This window comes from Fictibacillus sp. 26RED30, assembly GCF_015903845.1.
GTDB classification, from domain to species: Bacteria; Bacillota; Bacilli; order Bacillales; family Fictibacillaceae; genus Fictibacillus; species Fictibacillus phosphorivorans.
In genome coordinates this window covers 261872-280383 of the sequence record NZ_JACZDV010000001.1, presented here as the reverse complement: position 1 = coordinate 280383, position 18512 = coordinate 261872, and the positions used below count along the sequence as shown (strand labels likewise).

Here is an 18512-nt window from a genome sequence, read left to right as displayed (position 1 = left end):
TCCTCCTTGTTATCCTACTAGTTCAAATACGCCTGCTGCTCCCATGCCACCACCGATACACATCGTAACAACTCCGAATTGTTCGTTGCGACGCTTCATCTCATGTAAGAGTGTTAATGTGAGTTTAGTTCCTGAGCAACCTAGCGGATGGCCAAGTGCGATCGCACCACCATTCACGTTTACTTTATCTTCTGGAAGGTTCAGTTCACGAATGACTTGAACGCTCTGAGAAGCAAATGCCTCATTCAACTCGAACAAGCCGATGTCCGAAATTTCTAATCCTGCCATTTTTAATGCTTTCGGAATGGCCGCAACAGGACCTACTCCCATGATGTCTGGAGCTACCCCAGCTACTGCAAAAGAACGGAATTTCAATAATGGCGTTAAACCTTCTGCTTCTGCTTTTTCTCTGTTCATCACAAGAACCGTTGCAGCGCCATCACTTGTTTGTGAAGAGTTCCCTGCTGTTACAGAACCAGTTGGTGTAAATGCCGGACGAAGCTTACTAAGTACATCAACGGTTGTTCCAGCACGGACACCTTCATCTACTGACACAGCAACCTCTTTTTCAACTAACTTTGATTGCTCATCTAACCAGCGTTTCATAACATGTACAGGAACGATCTCGTCGTTAAACTTACCGTCTTTAATCGCTGCCGCTGCTTTTTGATGACTTCTTACGGCGAATTCATCTTGATCTTGTCTTGAGATGCCAAAACGTCTAGCTACTTCTTCCGCTGTATGACCCATGCCCATATAATATTGCGGCACCGTCTCAACTAAGTAAGGGTTAGGCTTTACGACATGACCTACTACAGGAACAAGGCTCATGGATTCAGCTCCGCCTGCAAGAATCGCTTCGGCTGCACCTAGCATGATTTTTTCTGCTCCGTACGCAATACTTTGCAGACCCGATGAACAAAAACGATTGATTGTAATCGCTGGTACAGTTTCAGGTAATCCTGCTCGAGCACCGATCAGACGAGCCATGTTCATCCCTTGTTCTGCTTCAGGTACAGCACATCCAATAATCAGATCATCAATCTCTCCGTTATAATCGCCTGCACGCTTCAACGTTTCTTTGATGGTTACCGCTGCTAGTTCATCTGGTCTCATATGTGCAAAAGAACCTTTTTTCGCTTTACCAACCGCTGTCCTAGCACCTGCTACTATTACTGCCTCTTTTAACATTGAGTTCTTCCCCCCTTAGTTTCTTAGCGGCTTGCCTTTAACAAGCATGTGCTGCATTCTTGCCTGGCTTTTTGGTTCTCCAGCTAGACTTAGGAATGCTTCTCTCTCCAAATCTAGTAAGTATTGTTCGTCTACCAATGTTCCTTCTGGCACTCTTCCTCCAGCGAGAACAAAGGCTAGTTTCTTTGCAATTTTTAAATCGTGCTCTGAAATATATTGGCTGAAGTGCATCGTCTGTGCTCCTAGTGCCAACGTTGCATAACCGGCTTCACCAACTACAGGAATCTTCTTTCTTACAGGCGGTGTATAGCCAATCCCTTCTAATGCAAGTACTTGTGTTTTTGCATCATGTAAGAGATGGTCACCGTTTACGGAGATGCTGTCTTCTTTTCGTAAGAACCCTAGCTTGCGTGCTTCTTGAGCTGAAGTTGAAACTTTAGCCATCGCAATCGTTTCAAAAGCTTGGTTCGCAACTTTTTGCAGATCTCCCTTAGCACCTTCTGGCAGCTGCTCTAATAAACGAAGATAAAGCTCTTTGTTTCCGCCTCCGCCCGGAATCAAGCCGACTCCTGTTTCAACAAGCCCCATGTACGTTTCAGATGACATTTGAAGTCTTGCTGCAGGAAGAGATACTTCAACTCCGCCGCCTAGCGTCATTCCGAAGTTAGCCGCAACAACAGGTTTTGCACTGTAGCGAACTCTTGCCATCGCTTGTTGGAATTGACGAACCATCATATCCAGTTCAAAGAAATTGTCATCTTGAGCTTCCATAAGGATAAGCATCAAGTTAGCACCAACACAGAAGTTCTTACCTTGGTTACCAATCACTAACCCTTTGTAATTCTTTTCAACTTCATCGATCGCCTGATGAAGCATCATGATGATTTCAGGTCCGATTGCATTGTTTGGAGAATTGAACTCAAGGCCTGCAACATCATCACCAAGATCGATTAACGCAGCCCCGCCATTCTTTGTGATCACATTGCCTTTTTCTTTTAAACGGCTTAAATGAACGACTTTTTTGTTCTCTTCCACAGGAAGATATCTGCCGTGGTGGTAATAAGAGCGATCACCGTCTGATTTTGTGTAGAAAGAATTCTTTTCTGATTGAAGAAGCTCTTCTACCCAAACAGGAATTGTCTCTCCTTCAGATTTCATTCGTTCTACAGATTGGGGTACACCGATCGCATCCCAAATCTCAAATGGACCATGCTCCCATCCGAATCCCCATTTCATCGCTTGGTCAATCGCAACAAGATCATCGGCGATTTCATAACACTTTTCCGCAGAATATAATAGAACCGGTTTAATGATGTCCCACAGCAGTTTACCTGCACGATCATCACTGTATAAAAGCGCTTTCACTTTTTGGTTTGTTGTCTTCATTTGTTTAGCTGCTTCGAGTGTAGCTGTTTTCATTTTGGAGCGCGGTTTATATTCCAACGTAGCAGGATCGAGCTCTAAGATTTCACTGCCTGCTTTACTTTTTTGTTTAAGATAGAAGCCTTGACCTGTCTTGCTTCCAGTCCAGCCTTTGTCTACCATTTCGTTTAAGAAATCAGGAATCTCGAACACTTCTTTTTCTTTTCCGTCAACTTGCTCATAAACATTTCTCGCAACATGAAGGAACGTATCCAATCCAACAACATCAAGCGTTCTAAACGTTGCAGATTTAGGACGGCCGATCAAAGGACCTGTAACCGAATCAACTTCACCGACACTATAACCTTGCTTCATCATCTCTTGCATCGTGATCATCAATCCATACGTTCCGATGCGGTTCGCGATAAAGTTAGGCGTATCCTTCGCTTCAACTACTCCTTTTCCTAGTACGTTCTCACCAAAGCTGCGCATGAATTGAACAACTTCTGGTTTTGTATCTTCGGTTGGGATGATCTCAAGAAGCTTTAAGTATCTTGGTGGATTAAAAAAGTGCGTCCCTAAGAAGTTTGCTTTAAAATCTTCAGAACGTCCTTCAGCCATCGCAGAAATCGAGATGCCCGATGTGTTTGAGGTGATAATACTTCCCGGTTTTCTATATTGATCTACTTTTTCAAAAAGCTTTTGTTTCACATCAAGGCGTTCAACAACTACCTCAATAATCCAGTCTACATCTTTTAATTTTTCAAGATCATCGGTAAGGTTACCGATCGAGATTAATTCGAGATTCTCTTTAACAGCAAGTGGAGCTGGTTTTTGCTTTAATAGTTTTTGTGTGGCAGATAGAGTAAATTTGTTGCGGAATGCAGGATGATCTTCCGTTATCCCTTTTGCTTTTTCCTCTTCACTTAAAGAAGGCGGTACAATATCCAATAGTAATGTTGGTATTCCGACGTTTGCTAGATGAGCGGCTATGCCTGATCCCATTACACCAGAACCCAGTACGGCAGCTTTACGGATTTCACGAGACAAGATGGTCTTCCTCCTTTATTGAATGAATACTCATTCATTTTTTCTCCATAAAAAAATTTGTTACCCTATATCCAATATAAAATATATTCTGAATTTTAGCAATAGTAGAGGTTTTTTTCTTTTCTAAACTTTCATTTATATCTTATGCAGGAAGGTTGCCTATAGTTTTTCTAGTGTATTTGATGTCTTTTAATAAGGCTGTTTTCGTATTCATTGTTGCTTTTGAAAGAAGTTGATTTTCCGTTCTAAGATGCTCGCTTTCCGCGGGACGAGCGGTAAGCCACTTCGCGCTTCGCGCGGGTAAGTGTCTCACCTGCTCACTCGTTCTAGCCGAGAGTCTCGCATCTTCCACTCCAATCAACAGACAAAGAAGAAAAAGATTAGAAGCAACAATCCTTAGAAAACAGCATGAATAAAATAAGAGGAGCCTGTGTTTAAGACAGACTCCTCTTGATTACTACTATTTATTTTCCAAACACACCTTTTAATACGAACACAACGTTTGCCGGACGTTCAGCAAGACGTCTCATAAAGTAACCGTACCAGTCGTTTCCATATGGTACATAGATTCGCATCTTGTAGCCTTCTTGCATCAGTTGGTCTTGTCGCTCTACACGAATTCCGTACAACATTTGAAACTCAAATTGATCATATGGGATGTTGTGTTTTTCAACCAAGTCTTTTGTATATTGGATGATCTCATCATCATGTGTTGCAATCGCGGTATAGTTTCCGTTCAATAGATGAGTTTCGATCAGCTTTTTAAAGTTATTATCTACATCGCTCTTTTCCGGGTATGCAACAGTTTGAGGCTCTTTGTAAGCACCTTTTACTAGTCGCAGATTCGGATGATATTCATCTAACGTTTGAACATCTTCTAGTGAACGATACAAATAGGCTTGAATAACAGTTGAGATGTTATCATACTCACTCTTTAGCATCTTAAACACTTCAAGCGTTTTTTCACAACGAGAATAGTCTTCCATGTCGATCGTTATAAAAACATTATGTTTTGTAGCTGCATCCATAATCTTTCTCATGTTGCTCAACACGAGTTCATCACTAATGTCTAGTCCCATGGAAGTCATTTTTAGAGAAAGCTGTGAATCAAGCTTTTCTTTACTGATGGCTTTAATTGCATCTATACAATGCTGAGTCATTTCGGCAGCTTCTCGTTCGTTGTCAACAAACTCACCAAGATGATCGATCGTAACAGGCATTCCCTTTTCGTTCAAACGTTTGATAGCAGAAATAGAACTATCAAGTGTTGCACCTGCCACAAAACGACCTGCTCCGAAACGTAGACCGTATCTTTTAGCAAGGTTGGTTAACGATTTATTTTTAGCAAGAAATAAGAAAAAATTGCGCATAAGTTGTTCCAATCCAATTACCCCCTAGTACCCTTAAAATATTAAATAAGATTGGTTAAATTCTTTCTATGTTGTAACCGCTTTAAATATATCATTTTTTTTGCGAATATTGTCGATTTTGCAATATTAAAAATATTTTTGTGAAAAGAAGTTTTAAGCATGTATTACTGATGCGGTTAAACTTATGTTTACGGTACGTGTTTTTATATTTCTTACACGTTCGCCGGTAAATGAATGAGTTTCACCTCCAACATCTTTCGTTTCACCTGTAAACGTACTCTCACCACCCGAAACTACCTTCATATCACTGATAGTATCAGAAAAAGAATGGCATGCAAAAGAAAAGACAGTCTATATGACTGCCTCTGTGTTATATCTTATTTATTTCTGTTCATTTCGGTGCTTTTCGTTCAATTCTTTAATCTCATGAACCAGATTTTTCATTGCTTCCTTGGCATCTGGATATTCTTCATTCCAATGCTTTACTAATGGAGGCATACTTTTTGCGATGAATGAATATAAAGCATACGATTTCACCATCTCTATATGTTTTGGATCTGAACTTCCTATGAGAAGCTCAGCATATTTCTCCATTAGACCATCCAACTGTAGTTGTAATTTATCATCCATGGCTAACTACCCCCTAGAATCATCAAAACATTTCTTATAGTGATACAGAAGACATGATGGCTAAATAAATCGCCATCGCTGCCAACACTGAAGCGACTACTGCAAGTATCATACTTTTGTTTCGCTTTATCGTGGCAAGTATAGATAATACAAGTACTATAGCAAATGCTAGCCAGACGAGACTCATCATCGAGAAGCTGAATGACAGCATCAGATTATCTCCTGGAATTAAACCAGTAGAAAAAGTAAACAGCTTAGATGGATCCTCCATCTTTAACGTATCTGCTACATCATGAGGTGGTGTTTGCTGAGTCATTAACGCTGTTGCTACAAATGCAGAAAACAATAAAATTCCTTCTGCTTTAATCCATTTGTTAAGTGATAATCCACTTTTTCCATGATCTAATCTCTTTTTTAACCATATTCCGTTCATGAGACTATAAATAACGATGATAAACAATAGAATGTGTTTGATCAACAGTGCTTGGCCGTAGTCCAACAAGTAGCTGTTCACATATTCAGGAACAATATAGTTCATCAACCACAATCCAGCACCGATCACGGTTGCTAAACAGGCAACAGCCAATGGCGTGAACCATTTATAAAAGGACAGGCTGGGTCCTTCTCCTTTGCTGAAATATCCGGTTACGAGTAGAACCCCCGACCATGTGATCACAGCTATAAAATGTAAAGAGTGAGCCAAGAAACCTAACGATTCTAAACTTGCTGCATGACTCGCATATCCAACGGAAACTCCCATCCCCGCTATCAAAAAGACGGCTAATCCGGCAAAGAATCGATCTTCTTTAATATCATTAAATAAAACCATAAAAAACAATAACACGGAAATACCGGTTAAGAAAAGCCAACCCTTTCCTACTTCAAAACTAAAAACGATGTTCTGAAACGTCAACCAATATCCGAAATCCTCTCCAAGATGCATCGTAAGCCTAATAAGCTCTCCAATTCCAAACAAAGGGGTTAAAGCAATTAAAAGTAGGATAAGCTTTTTTGAAATATAGATTTCCGGACGATTTCCTCGAGGAACTGAATATAGAATAAACGCGCCTATTAATAAGGCAAAACAAACATATAACATGGCTTTAGCGACAATAAACATAAAATTGAACTCCTTCACAACAATCTATGCTTATTGTATCAGGGAATCGGAAAGGAACAAAAATTAAGAATGACAATAAAATGAAATCTCCTATTAAATAAAAAAAGCTAACAGGTGAGCGCTTTCCGCGCCTCTATTAGCTTTTTAATGAAGTTATCGATTTCCTCGCTGCACGACTTTGGATAAGAATTTGACTCCATCACCATAGCTGAACTTTCTTGCAGCACGTCTAAACTCTTTCAACCCTTTACGCGTGACGTTGAAATATGGATCAATGAGTCCTTCTTCTTTTAATTGATTGGCCGTTTCAATCGTGATGGAGTGTTGTATCTCTCTCATCTTGTGATTGAACTGCTCTAAACTTGCATTTAATACAAACTCTTTTCCTAATAACTGCACAATATCTTTGGCGTTTCCAGTCTGAGTAGCTTCTTCATCTAAGTATTCTTCTTCAACATATTCTTGTTCGAAGTCTTCTTCATCTGCAGATTCTTCTAGAGGTTCTAATAATGAAGTAATTCGGATAATCTCTTGTTTTGCTAACATGATTTCTTTTTCTTTTTGCAGCAAATAGTCTATGTAATCTTTTTTATCTTCTTCATGAAGGTCTTCTGTTACTAAGCGGTTCTTAACTTCATTCTGAACTTGCTTCATTCGCTTAATCTGCTCTTCTTGAGATAATAATTCGCGCACAAGTTCTTCTTCCTCAGATTCCGTTAATATGACCTGATCAGCTTCTATGTATTCTTCCTCTATGCTCTCTTCATGCGTTTCTGGCTCAATCTTATTTTTGTTAGCTATCGGTATCACTGACTTCCCGGCAGATACAAAAGCCATGAGTGCTTCATTTACTTTTACATAAAACATACTGCAGATCCCTATCGCAAAAACTGCTACAAGGAATGCAAGCAAGTCAGAAAAATGAAACGTAAATTCAGTGATCACTAACTTGTACATAAACACTAATGATAGTAGACTGATTAAAATAATTTTAAACCAATGGTTCCTAATTTTAATTTTCTCATCTGTTGTACTCAAATCAATTGCCCCCTTTAACTCGTTATCCTATAAAGGAATAACCATATAAATATTCGCGATTGATTTATTTTTTTGTCCGCAGAAAGAAGAATACAAAGAAACAGCTTTCCATAACGAATGAAAAGCTGCTAAGATACACTATTCGATAACCCCAGACTCTACAATCTCTACTTCAGTTGATACATTGATTTTCATAGAAGGATATTGCTTCTGAAATACTTTATAATCCCAACCTTTTTCACGCCTTCTCACTTGATCCCCTAGACCAAGAGGATCTACTTTTAATTTTTGAAACTTTTTAACGACTCCCTGCGCTTCTCGTTGTAATTGTTTCGTCAATGTCTTTTCAACGAGAGCGATGTTCGCTGGCTCCTCAAGGTTCAACCAATGTGGATACTCATGAATCTCACCAAGAATCTTCATCTTTATATTAAATTGAGGGATACCATTCACTTTTTTTAGTGTATAGGTTGTCGTTCCTTTAATGTTACGGATAACAGCATGGCCCTTCCTTTTTTCTTTTTCAATCTCCACCTCATAGTTACCTGACTTTGAGCCATCCAGAAGAACTTTAAATGCAAAAGATTGCATGTGATTTAGTTTTCCTACGTATTTATCTCCTTTAAATAGAGCTACACCTTCAAGCTGAATTGATTTTTTGTGCGTTTTTACGATCGGTAAGAAAGGGTCCATTCCTTCACCGTAATAGCTATAAAGAAACACATGCAAATTCGTTTTGGGTAAATTCTCACTCTTAATATTCTGATCGAGCAAATCTGCTAAATACATAGACGGAAGAGCAGAAGCGGTATACTTCGTTGTTAAAAGTTCATTCGTGTTACCATTTACAACAGTCAGAAAAAGGCGATTCCCTACATTAGGGTCTCGATAAAGTGAATTCACGATCTCCAATATTCCTTTTTCGGCAAAACGATCATTGAAAAGAACAACACGCAATTGTCCTGTTGTGAGTGTTTTAGGTGATTGTGTATTGAGTTTAGATCTAATAAATCGACTCGTATGAGAGACTGCTGTTAATGTTTCAACTCGAACATTTCCATCCATATTAAACACAGGATAAGTGATCGTTCCTTGAATACTTTCATCTGGTTTCTTATCAAAACCAATGGCATGTATAAGCTGCACTTCATCAATGATCTCTTTAGGCACACATCCTGCCAATATAAAAATAAGAGAAAGGAGGAACAGTCTGTAATATTTTTTCATTCGTCGATATCCTTTTTCTTTCTCATTTCTTTAACCTTATCTTTGGATGGCAGATTAGTGCCTAATGAGATGGGGCGTTTCAACAGTCGGTTGTATGGAAGTCTGAAAATCGTATCCGTCATATCTAATAAACGCGGAGGATAGATCGGTTGTAGATAAGGTCTGCCTAATGACTCAAGTCGCAAAAGATGGACTAAAATAAAAGACATAGCAAGTACGATACCCACCCCGCCCCAAAGTGCCGCAAAAAAGATAAAAGGAAAACGAAGGATTCGAATCGTATTTGCCATTTTATAGATCGGTGTTGTAAACGAAGCTAGTGCTGATAGTGATACGATGATCAAGAGAATATTACTCGTTAATCCCGCTTCTACAGACGCCTGTCCGATTACGATACCTCCAACGATCCCGAGTGTTTGACCAACTTTCGTAGGAAGACGAGCTCCCGCTTCCCTCAACAGTTCAATCGTCAACTCTAAAAACAATACTTCTAATATAGGCGGAAACGGAATGTTCACTCGTGACGAAATTAATGGTGCTAGTAGATCTTTAGGAATCATCTGATAGTGATAAGTTAGAACGGCCACATAAAGCGGTGTTGCAAAGGTGGAAAAAATAACAGAAATAAATCGTATAAAACGGAACAGTGATCCTAAGAGCCAAGTCAAATAATAATCTTCTGGTGATGCAAAATATTCCGAGATGCCCGTTGGTCCGAGAAGGGCTTGAGGTGAACCTTCAGAGAGAATCGCAATTTGTCCATAATTTAACATGGACACAACCCTGTCAGGTCGTTCCGTTGTTATAAGCTGCGGAAACACTGATTTCGTATTATCTGAAATGATTTGCTCTAAGTAGGAGCTATCCGGAATAACTTCTAGTTCAATATCCTTTATTCGCTGCATGACGGTGTTCAGGTTTTCTTTATCAGCAACGCCTTCTAAATATGCGATGATAACACGTGTCTTAGAAAACTTTCCGAGTACGACTTCCTTAAATCGAAGTTCTGGAACAGGCAATCTTCTTCTGATCAAATAAAGATTGCTATCTAAGTTCTCGATAAAAGCTTCTTTCGGTCCAATAACAGAGAACTCAATTTCTGAAACAGATACTGGACGATTTGTCGAAAAGTTCTCTGCACGGATGACGGCACATTCTTCGTCATATTCACCGAGTTGAACAACTATAAAGCCACGTAACAGCTTGTTTTGAATCTCTTTTACATCAACTGTGATCGTAACGCTCTCGATCGGCAGGATATCTTTTAAGTCTTTAATGTTCCTAAAATCTTTGCTGTGTATTAAGTAAGGCAGTAGGTCTCGATGAAGCAATTCTCCATCAATCATCGCTTTATAATAAGAAATATAAATATTGTGATGAACCGTCTTTTGAGGATAATGGATAAAATCAGCAGACTCCTTGGCATTATCCACTAGTTCTTTAATGTCACTATAAGTATTATCAGAAAGATCAATCGTGTGGCTCTGCTCTTTCGGCTTCTTTTTTAACCATTTCATCATAACGTCTCACACCTCTTTTCTACTTCTTAATATGAGATGAGGTGAGTCGAAATATACAAAAAAGCATTCCAGCCAGTGACAGGAATGCTTTGTGAAAGTCGCATTTATTAACTAATAAAGCATCATTTGCTTTTATTATTCACTTCATTCGTAAGTTGGTTGAATTTGAAGATGTGTAACCTATAACATGATAAGCTTCTCGCATGGATACGACGAGAAAGCTCACTGTGACCACCGAACGTTCGTGGAAAGCAAGCATCTGCAACGGAAATCAACTACTTTCAAAAGCAACAGTGAATACTAAAAACAGCACTTAAAAACGTATTTATACGAGAGCTGTTTCTATGTTGTGACTGATGAATGTACCTACATCTTCACCGTTACAGATTTTAAGAAATGATCCTTCTTGGTTAAAATCAAAGAGGTGGATCGGCAATCCATGATCACGAGCAAGAATTAGCGCCGATTGATCCATCACTTTTAAATTATTCCTTATGGCTTCGTCATAATGCAAAGTAGCATATTTCCTTGCTTGTTTGAACCGGTTAGGATCGCTGTCATAAACACCATCAACTCCCTGCTTTGCACAGAGTATGGCATCACAGTTCATCTCTAGCGCTCTTTGAACAGCGGGATAGTCGGTCGTAACGTATGGTTGACCGTTGCCTCCAGCAAAAATGACGACATATCCTTTGTTCAAGTGATGTACCGCTCTTAAGCGAATATATGGTTCCGCTACAGCACTAATCGGAACAGAACTCATGACTCTTACTTCTTGGTCTATCTTACTTTTCAGGACTCCTCGAAGCATCAAGCTATTGATGACTGTACCTAGCGTTCCGATCTGATCAGCTTCTACTCTTTCAATTCCCCAATACTCTGCTAAATTCCCTCTAAAAATATTACCTCCACCTACAACGATAGCTACTTCAATACCTTTTTCAAGAACAGATAACACTTCTTTTGCAATATGGTTTAAAGAAAGATGATCAAAACCTGATCCTTGTTGGCCAGCCAAAGCTCCACCACTTAATTTAATCAGTACTCGTTTATAGCGCATCTGCTTTTTCCTCCTTCTTCATACACATAAAGAAAAATGAGTACAAAAAAAGAACAAATGACAATAAATATGTCATCTGTTCTTTCGATTAATAAGATGGATTGTAAAGAAATGAGTATTGTTGAATCGTGTCTCGTTCATTACAACCCCTCCTCTTTTCTTCTTTTCACCCATTATATACAAAAAATGGGTCGAGGTGAAATCTTAATTTATTTTTAGCTAAAACATCCATCAAATAAATAAAAACAAAAAAATACGCTCTAATTATTAAAATTATAGACAAGTGTCACATGCACTTTCAAATCTTGTTACATATAATGCATGGACAAGAAATAGTCAATACCATTACCAGGAGGCAATATTTTGAATTGTAAAAACAAACTCTCACCTCGAGAGCTTGCTAATTTATTATGTAAGCATGTTACAGTCAGAGCAGGGGAAGATGTAGAAGAGTCTGGCAAACTAGTCTGTGTTGGAAGAGATTTTATCGCGATCAAAACAGATGACAGAGAGGTTCTTTATTTTCCTTTAAATAATGTAAGATCCGTTTCAGTAGCAACTGACAGAAACTGTTGCAACACGGACCGTAAGAAAGTTTGTAATGATACGTTCCAAAGCATCTTACGAAAATTAATCAACTGCAAAGTAAGAGTAAATGATGGAAGTGACGATGATGGCCAAGTTGAAGGCGTTCTAACTCGTGTCAACCGTACATCCATCCAAGTGGTTGAAGACGACGAACTCGTAATCATCGCGATCGGCTCTATCAACTTTATTACACAAGCAGGCGAAATCGGCGACGACGAAAGCAGCAACTGCAGAATCTTATGCTGTAAAAAGGAAAAGCCTTGTTGCAAGAAGAAAGAAGAATGTAAAGTAGAGTGTAAGAAAGAATCTTCTTCAAGTTCACCTATCATATGGTGTAAGCCTGAATCTTCATCTTCTTCCTCGTCTTCCTCAAGTTCATCTGTACTGTGGTGCAAAAAAGAATCTTCATCATCTTCATCTTCATCATCTTCTAGCTGGTGCAAGGAGTCTTCCTCAACGCATGATCATTGGAAGAAAAAGAAGCGCAAGAAGAGAAACTCAGAGGATTTAGAATCTAGAGGCTGGTTCAAGCTTTAATTATCATAAAGCTGTTCAAAAGTAAGGATACTTACTTTTGGCAGCTTTTTTTTATCGATTCCTAGGCTCATTTTATGATAGATGAGTCAGAAGCAACGAACATAGAAGTCCCAAGGAAGTAATAAAACCAACAGCTACTCCCGCCTCTTCATGAGCTTCAGGTAACATGGTAGACGCTACCATCGCCATGATAGCACCTCCTGCAAATGCGCCGATCAACGAAAGTGAAGCTACAGATGCATTTTCCAATAAGACATATCCAAGAAACGCAGCGAATGCAGAAATAGCGAAAACAGAAAGCCACATACCAATAATTTTACGGCGTGAAAAACCTTCTCTTAACAACCCAATCGAGCTTGACAGACCTTCAGGAAAGTTACTTAAGAAGATGGCAACGACAAGAAGCCAGCTTACTTTACTATGATCGATTAAGCTCGCACCAATTAAAACAGATTCTGGTATGGCATCTAACAAAGTTCCAAGAAAGATCGCCATGCCTACACCTTTTGTTTTCTTATCGCCTGATTTCTTTCTCTCATGGCCACCCTTTTTAGCTAGAAAGCTATTTATACCAGTAAAGAGAGCTGCGCCAAAAATAAAGCCAGCAGAAGTAACCATCAAATCACTCTGCTCCACTGCCTCAATTAATAGTTCAAAAGAAACGGCACCTATTAATATCCCTGTTCCAAAAGCCATGATCCATGCTGTCCATTTTTTAGGAATTCGAAAAGCGAGGGCTGTAAAACATCCTAATAGTACAGCTGAACCTGCTATTCCTCCCCAAAAGGCGGCAAGTAGCATTCTCTTTACCTCCTTTTCCTCATTTATTATCGACATCACTATTAAAAACGACTCATAAAGGGATAGTTTCACCTCTATGAGCCGATTTCATTCTATTGTTTTCTTTAGTCATTTCGTTTTGGATTATTGTTGATGCCAAATTCATCACTAGGTGTGTTTAGATGATCAAACTGACGATCTTTTGCAGTTGTATGTGGTTTATTTATATCTACATCAATAAGATTGCTTTCCGGTTTAGAAGAGTCTGTACGGAAATCTTTTAAACTCGTCTTGTCTTTCCATTCTGCTGGGTCTGGACTTTGAATCGTTGTCTCTTCCATCTTGCGGCTCCATTTATTAAGAGTTCGTCCAGCCGCTTCACGACCACCGAGTCCGAATGCAAGACCAAACGCAATCGTAAATCCACCTAATATGAGGATGAATGCAGCATTTACGATTGTTTTCGCTACTCCTAGCTGATCAAGAGCCATAAAGAAAGCAAGTGTAATAATCGTATATTTTGCAATGTTGCCTAGCAGCTTTCCTTCTGTTTGCTGTTTGAACATACTCTGAACAACACGTTTCACAAGGTCTCCGGCGTAAAAGCCGATTCCTAGTATCAACACAGCCGTTAACACCATCGGAATATACGCAAGTATAACGATTAGTATGTTAACTAAGCTCTCTAGCTTAACAAGCTGAAGTGCTTCAATCGTAAACAACAGCACAACCACCACTTGAGCTGCATATCCAACGATCTCAGAGATCGTGAACGTCTGATTCGTCTTATGAAGTGATCCAAGACCCATCTTATAAAAGATGCCGTTGAATCCCATTCGTTCTAATACAGTGGTAACAGCTTGTTTTACCCATCTACCAAGCCATAATCCAACTGCTGCTAAAAGGATAGCAACAATGATATTTGGAATCATGTCCATGATCTGACCTAACATACCGATGGCAGGACCTGAAATTCCATTAATATCAAGCGTTTCTAGAGCTGAAATCACAACTGGAATTAAGATTAAGACATACACGATTGTTCCAACGATTTGAGAAAGAGAAGTTTTTTCAAGCGCACGTTCAGCACCAAGTTTTGAAGCTAAACGATCTGTACCAATGCTCGCTAAAAAGTTAACTAAGATCTCTTTAACGATCTTAGCAACTAACCACCCTACAAAAAGAATGATTGCTGCTCCGAGCAGTTTCGGTAAGAATGCGAAGAGACCTGTCAGCATACCTTCCAATGGTTCAGAAATGGCATCAATGCCTAAAGCAGATAACACAGCTGGCAGGAACAGTAACAATGTGAGGTAAAATACAGCTTTTGATGCAGAGAAAACCGCCATGTCGGATTGTCGTGGATCACGAGTCAGCTTCCAACGATGTAATACCCTTTCAAATCTCGTGTTCTGACCAAGTTTTTTCACCAGAATGGATAATCCTGATGCAATCAACCATGCAACTGCTGCGATAAGGGCTGCTTTTAGTAGGTTAGGAATCGCTGCCGCAATTACACCTAATGCATTTGAGATCGGTTGTGCGACATACGGAAGACTGAGCATGTTCAAGAACATGACTACGGCTACTGCCATCAGTATCCAAAATACAACTTTACTAATCACTTCTTCAGAAGAATACTTTCTAGTGCGCGTTTGTTCCACTTGATCTTCATGGATATCAGGTTTCATCCACCTCGTGACTTTATTATCAAAATCTGTTTTGTGTAATGCTTTTTTTACAGCTTTTGCAACCAATGAGGCGATCAGCCAACCAATTAATAAAACTAAAATAGCAAGAAGCAAATCTGGCAATCTTCCCAAATAGGCCATCCAAGAATCCGTAACTCCATTGTAATCGTACATGTTCGTCCTCCTTTTTCTCATTTAATAAGGCTGTTTTTCTATTCATGTTGCTCTCTGTAGTAATTGATCTCCGTTTCAGATGCTCGCTTTCCGCGGGGCAGGCGGTGAGCCACATTCGTACGTTTCACTTTTAAGTGTCTCACCTGCCCACCTATCCTAGCCGAGAGTCTCGCATCTTACACTTCAATCAATATTCAAAGAAGGAAAAGACAAAAAATAGATACAACAATTTTCTAGAAAACATAGCCTTTCATAAAAACGTCTACATTAGCTCTACTTTCCCAAAGCTTGATTTCGTTAAACTAGCGCTTTATATTCGAAAACAAGGATATATTTTACATTTGTTATAGTTTTCGGTATACTTAGTGCAACCGTTTTCAAAAAGGAGAAGGATAACATGTGGATTTCTATCATACAATCAAACTAACTTCATATCCCTTCATAACCTGACGCGTTTTTTGGTGAGCAAAAAATTACATATGCACACATATCCGCAGGTATTTGTCTGTGGTTTTTTTGTGTTCATTTTTAAGGAGATCTAACATGATTGTTGTAAAAAATCTTGAAAAACATTATAAGATTGCCAAACGAGACCCTGGCTTAAGAGGAGCCATAAAATCGTTGTTTCATAGGAAATTCGAAACGAAAAAAGCGGTTAAGAAGATCAACATGCATATTAAAGCTGGGGAGATGGTTGGGTATATTGGGGCGAACGGTGCTGGGAAATCTACAACGATTAAGATGTTAACAGGCATACTCACTCCAACATCAGGTGAGGTAAAAGTAAACGGCATCATCCCTTACGAAAACAGACAACAAAACGCAAGTCATATTGGTGCTGTATTCGGTCAGCGTACACAATTATTCTGGGATATTCCGGTCAGAGAAAGCTATGAACTTCTCAAACACATTTACGAGATTCCTCAAGCTCAGTACGAAGAAACTTTAAAAGAGTTCGTTGATGTACTTCATTTAGAGCCGCTGCTCGGCATCCCTGTAAGACAGCTTTCATTAGGACAAAAAATGCGTTGTGAACTTGCTGCCGCTTTTTTGCACCGCCCAAAAGTTGTTTATTTGGATGAACCTACTATCGGATTGGATGTTGCTGTAAAGGTTCGAATTCGCGCTTTCATCAAACAAATGAACGCTAGATACGGTACAACCGTGCTTCTTACCACCCATGACATGCAAGACATCGAAGAGATCTGTCAGCGAATCATCATTATTGATGATGGTAGTGTGATCTATGATGGTTCTATCCAAGATATCAAATCGCAGTTTGGTGATAAGCGTGTTATTCATTTTGAACTTGTAGATGCTGCTGATTCATTTGTTTTGCCGGAAGCCATTAGTGCGGTAACAGAGGTTCTCCCAATCAGTGGTGAAAACCCGCATCTTGTATCCCTCTCCTTCAGCAACAAACATATCTCTGGTGCAGAAGTCATTAACACGATGATGAACCATTATTCTGTTGCTGATTTAACCATTGCCGATGCAAAGATAGAAACGATCGTTGAAGAAATTTATGGAAGAGGTATGAAAAAGGAGGTTCAGCATGAGGAAATACTTTGAGTTTGCTAGAGTTCAGATGCAAGTACATGCTGCCTATTCAGCATGGTTTTGGGCTAATACCTTTTCCATTCTGCTTCGGATGCTCGTCATCTACTTCTTTTGGAAAGCCGTTTATAGCAGCCGTACGGAAATTGAGGGACTGCCTTTTGATGGCATGATTACGTATATCATCATTGCGATGTTTTTACAGATGTTTGTTTCAGGCGTTGGTCAGGAACTGGCGCATACGATCAAGGACGGAAATGTGGCAATTGAACTGATGAGACCTTACAACTTAATTACCCGCTTGGTCGCTATGGATCTAGGCGATAAAGTTATTCACTTTGTACGTGGTGCTCTGCCCCTTAGCATTCTTGCATTTATTTTTATGGATATTACATTGCCAACCACTTGGCAAGGCGGTCTCTTGTTCTTACTCAGTGCATTAATGGGTATTTGGATTGGTACTTTTTTTGATCTATTGATTGCGATTCTAGCATTTTGGACTATAAATCTTTGGGGTCTTCAAGTCATGAAAGAAGCGGTTATCTCCTTTTTTTCTGGCGCGCTTGTCCCGCTTATTCTCTTTCCAGAATGGTTTCAAACGATAAGTCTTTTTCTTCCGTTCCAAGCGATGGTGTATGTACCAGTTGCGATCTACACTGGCATCCTATCAGGAACAGAAGCATGGCTGGCGCTCGGATCACAAGTATTTTGGGCGGTCTCCCTTCTTGTTCTATTAAGAGTATTATGGTCAATTGCAATAAAAAAGGTAACTATTTTTGGAGGTTAGGAGGTGACGCTTATGCTATCACGGTACATAAAATTATATTATTTATTCTGCAAACAAAACTTAAAAGTTATGTTGGAGTACAGGATGGATTTTTTACTTGGCGTCCTTTCTGTTATGCTTCAGCAATTTGCAGGTATCTTCTTCGTCAAAATTGTTTTTGATCATATCCATGCTTTAAACGGTTGGACCTTTTATGAGATTTTATTTATTTACGGAATAGCTGCTACCGGCCGCTCCATTCACCACATTTTCTTTGATAATCTATGGACACTTGGCTGGCAGTATATAAGACCCGGAAAATTTGATCGACTTTTGATCAGACCGATCAATCCTCTGTTTCATTTTATTGCAGATCGATTGCAGCAAGATGGTTTTGGACAGCTGTTCATTGGCATTATCGTCATTGGTACAGCGATGCCACATTTAAGTATCTCATGGGGTGTTCTAGAGTTTTTCATACTTGTTGTCATGATCATCGCATCAGGTTTTATCTTCGTTGCGATCAACCTCTTTTTTGCAACTCTGTCGTTTTGGATGGTCGATAGTCTGCCGATCGTTTGGACGATCTTTAATTTAAGTGACTTCGCTCGTTATCCTTTAACGATCTATCATAAAGGAATTCGTCATTTTCTAACGTGGATTGTTCCTTATGGATTTACTGCTTTCTATCCTGCAGCATATTTTATCGAAGGTTCAGGATTCGAGAGGTTGGCTCTCTTAACGCCAGTTGTCGCCATCATCTCTTGCCTCATTGCGTACTGGTTTTGGAATAGAGGGCTCAAGGCATTTACGAGTACAGGTAGTTAAATTGAAAGCTGGCACCTTATCTT

15 protein-coding genes are annotated in these 18512 nt (G+C 39.4%); 4 read left to right on the top strand and 11 right to left on the bottom strand.

Annotated features, from left to right (window positions below; translation table 11 throughout):
- Window positions 1–9: 9 nt before the first annotated feature.
- The 9 genes from IHV11_RS01315 to pyrH all read right to left on the bottom strand — a co-directional run bounded on the left by IHV11_RS01315 (window position 10) and on the right by pyrH (window position 11568).
- Entirely contained in the window at window positions 10–1191 is a 1182-nt protein-coding gene (locus IHV11_RS01315) for an acetyl-CoA C-acetyltransferase (RefSeq protein ID WP_197129552.1), read from the bottom strand.
- Between the two features lie 15 nt (window positions 1192–1206).
- A complete protein-coding gene (locus IHV11_RS01310; protein ID WP_197193525.1) occupies window positions 1207–3603 on the bottom strand; it encodes a 3-hydroxyacyl-CoA dehydrogenase/enoyl-CoA hydratase family protein in 2397 nt (798 codons plus the stop codon).
- A 464-nt stretch (window positions 3604–4067) separates the two neighbouring features.
- Window positions 4068–4985, bottom strand: coding sequence for a proline dehydrogenase family protein (locus IHV11_RS01305; protein ID WP_197129547.1), 918 nt, complete (start codon window positions 4983–4985; stop codon window positions 4068–4070).
- 369 nt (window positions 4986–5354) lie between these two features.
- Window positions 5355–5603, bottom strand: a complete 249-nt coding sequence (locus IHV11_RS01300; protein ID WP_197193524.1) for a DUF2573 family protein — start codon at window positions 5601–5603, stop codon at window positions 5355–5357.
- A gap of 34 nt (window positions 5604–5637) precedes the next feature.
- Window positions 5638–6723 carry a copper resistance D family protein gene (locus IHV11_RS01295; RefSeq protein WP_197193523.1) on the bottom strand — a complete coding sequence of 362 codons (1086 nt, stop codon included), beginning with the start codon at window positions 6721–6723 and terminating at the stop codon, window positions 5638–5640.
- A 153-nt stretch (window positions 6724–6876) separates the two neighbouring features.
- Window positions 6877–7761: a hypothetical protein gene (locus IHV11_RS01290; protein ID WP_197193522.1), complete on the bottom strand. Its 885-nt coding sequence runs from the start codon at window positions 7759–7761 to the stop codon at window positions 6877–6879.
- Between the two features lie 138 nt (window positions 7762–7899).
- Window positions 7900–8988 carry a Ger(x)C family spore germination protein gene (locus IHV11_RS01285; protein ID WP_197193521.1) on the bottom strand — a complete coding sequence of 363 codons (1089 nt, stop codon included), beginning with the start codon at window positions 8986–8988 and terminating at the stop codon, window positions 7900–7902.
- Window positions 8985–10508, bottom strand: coding sequence for a spore germination protein (locus IHV11_RS01280; protein ID WP_197193520.1), 1524 nt, complete (start codon window positions 10506–10508; stop codon window positions 8985–8987). The genes IHV11_RS01285 and IHV11_RS01280 overlap by 4 nt, the downstream gene beginning before the upstream one ends.
- A 325-nt stretch (window positions 10509–10833) precedes the next feature.
- Window positions 10834–11568, bottom strand: a complete 735-nt coding sequence (pyrH, locus tag IHV11_RS01275; protein ID WP_137791752.1) for a UMP kinase — start codon at window positions 11566–11568, stop codon at window positions 10834–10836.
- 363 nt (window positions 11569–11931) lie between these two features.
- Between pyrH and IHV11_RS01270 the strand changes: the two genes are divergently transcribed.
- On the top strand, window positions 11932–12693 hold the full coding sequence (locus IHV11_RS01270) for a hypothetical protein (protein ID WP_197129532.1): 762 nt from the start codon (window positions 11932–11934) through the stop codon (window positions 12691–12693).
- 72 nt (window positions 12694–12765) lie between these two features.
- Here IHV11_RS01270 and IHV11_RS01265 read toward each other — a convergent pair whose 3' ends face one another.
- Window positions 12766–13494, bottom strand: a complete 729-nt coding sequence (locus tag IHV11_RS01265) for a ZIP family metal transporter (protein ID WP_197193519.1) — start codon at window positions 13492–13494, stop codon at window positions 12766–12768.
- Window positions 13495–13598: 104 nt separating this feature from the next.
- Window positions 13599–15338, bottom strand: a complete 1740-nt coding sequence (locus IHV11_RS01260; RefSeq protein WP_197193518.1) for a mechanosensitive ion channel — start codon at window positions 15336–15338, stop codon at window positions 13599–13601.
- Window positions 15339–15881: 543 nt separating this feature from the next.
- Here IHV11_RS01260 and IHV11_RS01255 point away from each other — a divergent pair.
- From IHV11_RS01255 to IHV11_RS01245, 3 genes are read left to right on the top strand one after another with little or no spacing between them, the layout of a single operon-like run.
- Complete coding sequence (locus IHV11_RS01255) at window positions 15882–16910, top strand: ABC transporter ATP-binding protein (protein ID WP_197129523.1); 1029 nt, start codon at window positions 15882–15884, stop codon at window positions 16908–16910.
- Window positions 16894–17682: an ABC transporter permease gene (locus tag IHV11_RS01250; RefSeq protein ID WP_197193517.1), complete on the top strand. Its 789-nt coding sequence runs from the start codon at window positions 16894–16896 to the stop codon at window positions 17680–17682. The genes IHV11_RS01255 and IHV11_RS01250 overlap by 17 nt, the downstream gene beginning before the upstream one ends.
- A 3-nt stretch (window positions 17683–17685) precedes the next feature.
- Window positions 17686–18489, top strand: coding sequence for an ABC transporter permease (locus IHV11_RS01245; protein WP_197193516.1), 804 nt, complete (start codon window positions 17686–17688; stop codon window positions 18487–18489).
- Window positions 18490–18512: the final 23 nt, after the last annotated feature.

Excerpts from the sequence above, each read along its gene's own strand:
- IHV11_RS01315 (WP_197129552.1), bottom strand. The coding sequence starts at position 1,191 with ATGTTAAAAGAGGCAGTAATAGTAGCAGGTGCTAGGACAGCGGTTGGT.
- IHV11_RS01300 (WP_197193524.1), bottom strand. The coding sequence starts at position 5,603 with ATGGATGATAAATTACAACTACAGTTGGATGGTCTAATGGAGAAATAT.
- IHV11_RS01295 (WP_197193523.1), bottom strand. The coding sequence starts at position 6,723 with ATGTTTATTGTCGCTAAAGCCATGTTATATGTTTGTTTTGCCTTATTA.
- IHV11_RS01285 (WP_197193521.1), bottom strand. The coding sequence starts at position 8,988 with ATGAAAAAATATTACAGACTGTTCCTCCTTTCTCTTATTTTTATATTG.
- IHV11_RS01280 (WP_197193520.1), bottom strand. The coding sequence starts at position 10,508 with ATGATGAAATGGTTAAAAAAGAAGCCGAAAGAGCAGAGCCACACGATT.
- pyrH (WP_137791752.1), bottom strand. The coding sequence starts at position 11,568 with ATGCGCTATAAACGAGTACTGATTAAATTAAGTGGTGGAGCTTTGGCT.
- IHV11_RS01265 (WP_197193519.1), bottom strand. The coding sequence starts at position 13,494 with ATGCTACTTGCCGCCTTTTGGGGAGGAATAGCAGGTTCAGCTGTACTA.
- IHV11_RS01260 (WP_197193518.1), bottom strand. The coding sequence starts at position 15,338 with ATGTACGATTACAATGGAGTTACGGATTCTTGGATGGCCTATTTGGGA.
- IHV11_RS01255 (WP_197129523.1), top strand. The coding sequence starts at position 15,882 with ATGATTGTTGTAAAAAATCTTGAAAAACATTATAAGATTGCCAAACGA.
- IHV11_RS01250 (WP_197193517.1), top strand. The coding sequence starts at position 16,894 with ATGAGGAAATACTTTGAGTTTGCTAGAGTTCAGATGCAAGTACATGCT.